The organism is Microbacterium sp., from assembly GCF_035277845.1.
Taxonomy (GTDB): domain Bacteria; phylum Actinomycetota; class Actinomycetes; order Actinomycetales; family Microbacteriaceae; genus Microbacterium.
The window spans coordinates 1-2793 of sequence record NZ_DATEJS010000254.1; the positions used below are offsets into that span (position 1 = coordinate 1).

The 2793-nt window shown below is 71.2% G+C and carries 4 protein-coding genes; 3 read left to right on the forward strand and 1 reads right to left on the reverse strand.

Going from position 1 to position 2793, the window contains the following annotated elements; translation table 11 throughout:
* The first annotated feature begins 82 nt into the window (after nucleotides 1–82).
* Nucleotides 83–1006, forward strand: coding sequence for a tRNA (adenosine(37)-N6)-dimethylallyltransferase MiaA (gene miaA / locus VJR25_RS10995; RefSeq protein ID WP_414683771.1), 924 nt, complete (start codon nucleotides 83–85; stop codon nucleotides 1004–1006).
* A gap of 4 nt (nucleotides 1007–1010) precedes the next feature.
* Nucleotides 1011–1436: a GNAT family acetyltransferase gene (locus VJR25_RS11000; RefSeq protein WP_324115012.1), complete on the forward strand. Its 426-nt coding sequence runs from the start codon at nucleotides 1011–1013 to the stop codon at nucleotides 1434–1436.
* A gap of 60 nt (nucleotides 1437–1496) precedes the next feature.
* On the opposite strand, the gene VJR25_RS11005 is transcribed toward VJR25_RS11000, so the two are convergent.
* Nucleotides 1497–1940 carry a hypothetical protein gene (locus VJR25_RS11005; RefSeq protein WP_324115013.1) on the reverse strand — a complete coding sequence of 148 codons (444 nt, stop codon included), beginning with the start codon at nucleotides 1938–1940 and terminating at the stop codon, nucleotides 1497–1499.
* A gap of 78 nt (nucleotides 1941–2018) precedes the next feature.
* On the opposite strand from VJR25_RS11005, the gene dapF reads away from it, so the two are divergent.
* Nucleotides 2019–2793 (forward strand): diaminopimelate epimerase (gene dapF / locus VJR25_RS11010; RefSeq protein WP_324115014.1); only part of this gene is annotated, 775 nt, incomplete at its 3' end.

Below are 2793 nucleotides of genomic sequence, written 5' to 3' on the forward strand. Positions count from 1 at the left end.
CCGTGTCGATCCCCGCAACGGCCGGCGCATCGTGCGCGCGCTCGAGGTGCTCGCCCAGGGCGAGGCGACGCACGGAGCGGCGCTGCCCGACGAACCCGTGCTGTGGCATCCCCGCACCCGGATCGTCGGGGCCACCGGCACCGGCAAGACCGCGCTGTCGCTCGACCTCGCCGAGCAGCTGAGCGCGTCCGGCCGCCCGGCCGAGATCGTCAACGCCGACGCCATGCAACTGTACCGGGGCATGGACATCGGCACCGCCAAGCTCCCGGTGGCCGACCGCCGCGGCATCCCGCATCACCTCTTCGACGTGCTCGACGTCACCGACGACGCCGCGGTCGCCTGGTATCAGGATGCGGCCCGCGCCGCGGTCCGCGGCATCCACGCGCGCGGCGCCGACGCCGTGGTCGTCGGCGGATCCGGGCTGTACGTGTCGAGCCTGATCTACGACTTCCGGTTCCCGCCGCACGACGACGAGCTGCGCGCGACCCTCGAGGCGGAGCTCGAGCGGAGCGGCCCGGGCGTGCTGTACGCGCGGCTGCAGCAGCAGGATGCCGGGACCGCCGCCCGTGTCGATCCCCGCAACGGCCGGCGCATCGTGCGCGCGCTCGAGGTGCTCGCCCAGGGCGAGGCGACGCACGGAGCGGTGCTGCCCGACCAGCCCGTGCTGTGGCATCCCCGCACCCGGCTCGTCGGGGTGCAGGTTTCGCGTGAGGAGCTCGTGCCACGGCTGGACGAGCGGGTCGAGCAGATGTGGTCCGACGGGCTGCTCGCCGAGGTCGAGGGGCTCCGCGCCCGGGGACTCGAGCGGGGGACGACCGCGCGCCGTGCCATCGGCTACGCGCAGGCGCTCGCCCAGCTCGCCGGGGAGAAGTCCGAGGCCGAGGCGATCGCCGAGACGCAGGCGCTCACCCGGCGGTACGCGCGCCGGCAGGTGTCGTGGTTCCGCCGTTATGCGGGCATCCGCTGGGTCGACCCCGGAACCCCGACCGCCCGCCTGGCAGACTGACGCGATGACCGTCGACATCCGCACGTTCGTCCCGACCGACGAGGCCGCCGTCGTGCGGCTGTGGGAGTCGGCCGGGCTCACCCGGCCCTGGAACGACCCGCATCGCGACATCGAGCGGCACCGGGCCGTCTGGCCGGACCTGCTGCTGGTCGCCGAGGAGGACTCGGCCGTCGTCGGGTCGGTGATGGCGGGCTACGACGGGCACCGCGGCTGGCTGTACTATCTCGCGAGCGATCCCGCGCACCGCGGGCGGGCCATCGGGCGCGCGCTCGTCGAGGAGGCGGAGCGGCGCCTGCTCGACCTCGGCTGCCCGAAGGTGCAGCTGATGGTGCGTCGCGACAACGAGAGCGTGCTGGGCTTCTACGACGCCCTCGGCTACGAGCGGTTCGACGTCGGCCTCACCGGCAAGCGCCTCATCCCCGACCTCTAGACAGAACGACATGTCGCGCATCATCCCGTTCACCGAAGTCGCTACGGGGGACTAAGGCGATCAGACCCTTTCGTCTGCGATCGCCCAGCGTTTCACCGAGTCGAGGAAGTCCCGTTCATGCTCGAGCGTCGAGGTGGGGATCCATCGCAGAGTTCCGCTTCCCGCCGCTGTGATCGTCGCGAAGCACCTCCGACCAGAGTTCTTCGTCCACCACACCCGCGCAGCACGCGGATCGGCATCAACGGCAGTAATCTGCCTGCGCGGAATCCTCAGAGTGCGGAAGAGATTTCGCAGGCAGAGGGCTTCTTCGTCGAAACTCGCACGGACGACGAAGCCGCGCACGAGCCATACGATGCCCAAGCCGATTGCGAGGACACCGAAGAGGCCGCTTCCCGGGCTGTGAGACGCGGCGTAAAGCGTCAACCACGTGCTCGCGAAGATGTAGCTTGCGGCTCCGACGATGTTGATGACGTGCCATCGGGTGGGAGGGCGGAACTCGCGCATGTGCAGAGTTTAGGTTCCCGGGGTGCGGATCGGGAGGATCGGCAGGGCTTCGGGATCGGTCTCCCTAGACTGACTTACATGGCTCGCACCGTCTCGTTCACCAAAGGTCACGGCACCGGCAACGACTTCGTGATCGTGCCCGACGCGGACGGGGCGCTCGACCTCAGCGCCGACCAGGTCGCCGTGCTGTGCGACCGCCGGTTCGGCATCGGCGGCGACGGCATCCTGCGGGTCGTCCGCGCGGCGCAGATCGACGCGGGAGCGGATGCCGCGGCCCAGGGCGCCGAGTGGTTCATGGACTACCGCAACGCAGACGGCTCCATCGCCGAGATGTGCGGCAACGGCATCCGCGTGTACCTGCACTACCTGCTGAGCACCGGGCTCGCGACGCTCGGCGAAGACGACGAGGTGCGCATCGGCACCCGCAACGGCGTGCTCACCATGACCCGCAGCGACCTCGGGTACGAAGTGGACCTCGGCGCCTTCCGTCTCGAGTCCGAGGAGCCGCTCGTGCGCGCCAAGGGCCTGCCGGTGGCGCGTCCCGGGCAGGGGGTCGACGTCGGCAATCCGCACGTGGTCGTCGCGATCGCCGGCGACGCCGAGCTCGACGGACTCGACCTCACCGTGCAGCCGATCCTGCAGCCCGAGCCGCCCCACGGCGCGAACATCGAATTCGTCGTGCCGGCGGATCCGCTCGTGCACGACGGGATCGGCCGCATCCGCATGCGGGTCTTCGAGCGCGGCGTCGGCGAGACCCTCAGTTGCGGCACCGGCGTCGCCGCGGCCGCGCTCGCCGTCCGCGAGTGGGCCGGGGCGGCCGCCCCCGATCGCTGGCAGGTCGAGGTGCCGGGCG

Coding starts and splice junctions, on each gene's coding strand:
- VJR25_RS11000 (WP_324115012.1), top strand. CDS start 1,011: ATGACCGTCGACATCCGCACGTTCGTCCCGACCGACGAGGCCGCCGTC.
- VJR25_RS11005 (WP_324115013.1), bottom strand. CDS start 1,940: ATGCGCGAGTTCCGCCCTCCCACCCGATGGCACGTCATCAACATCGTC.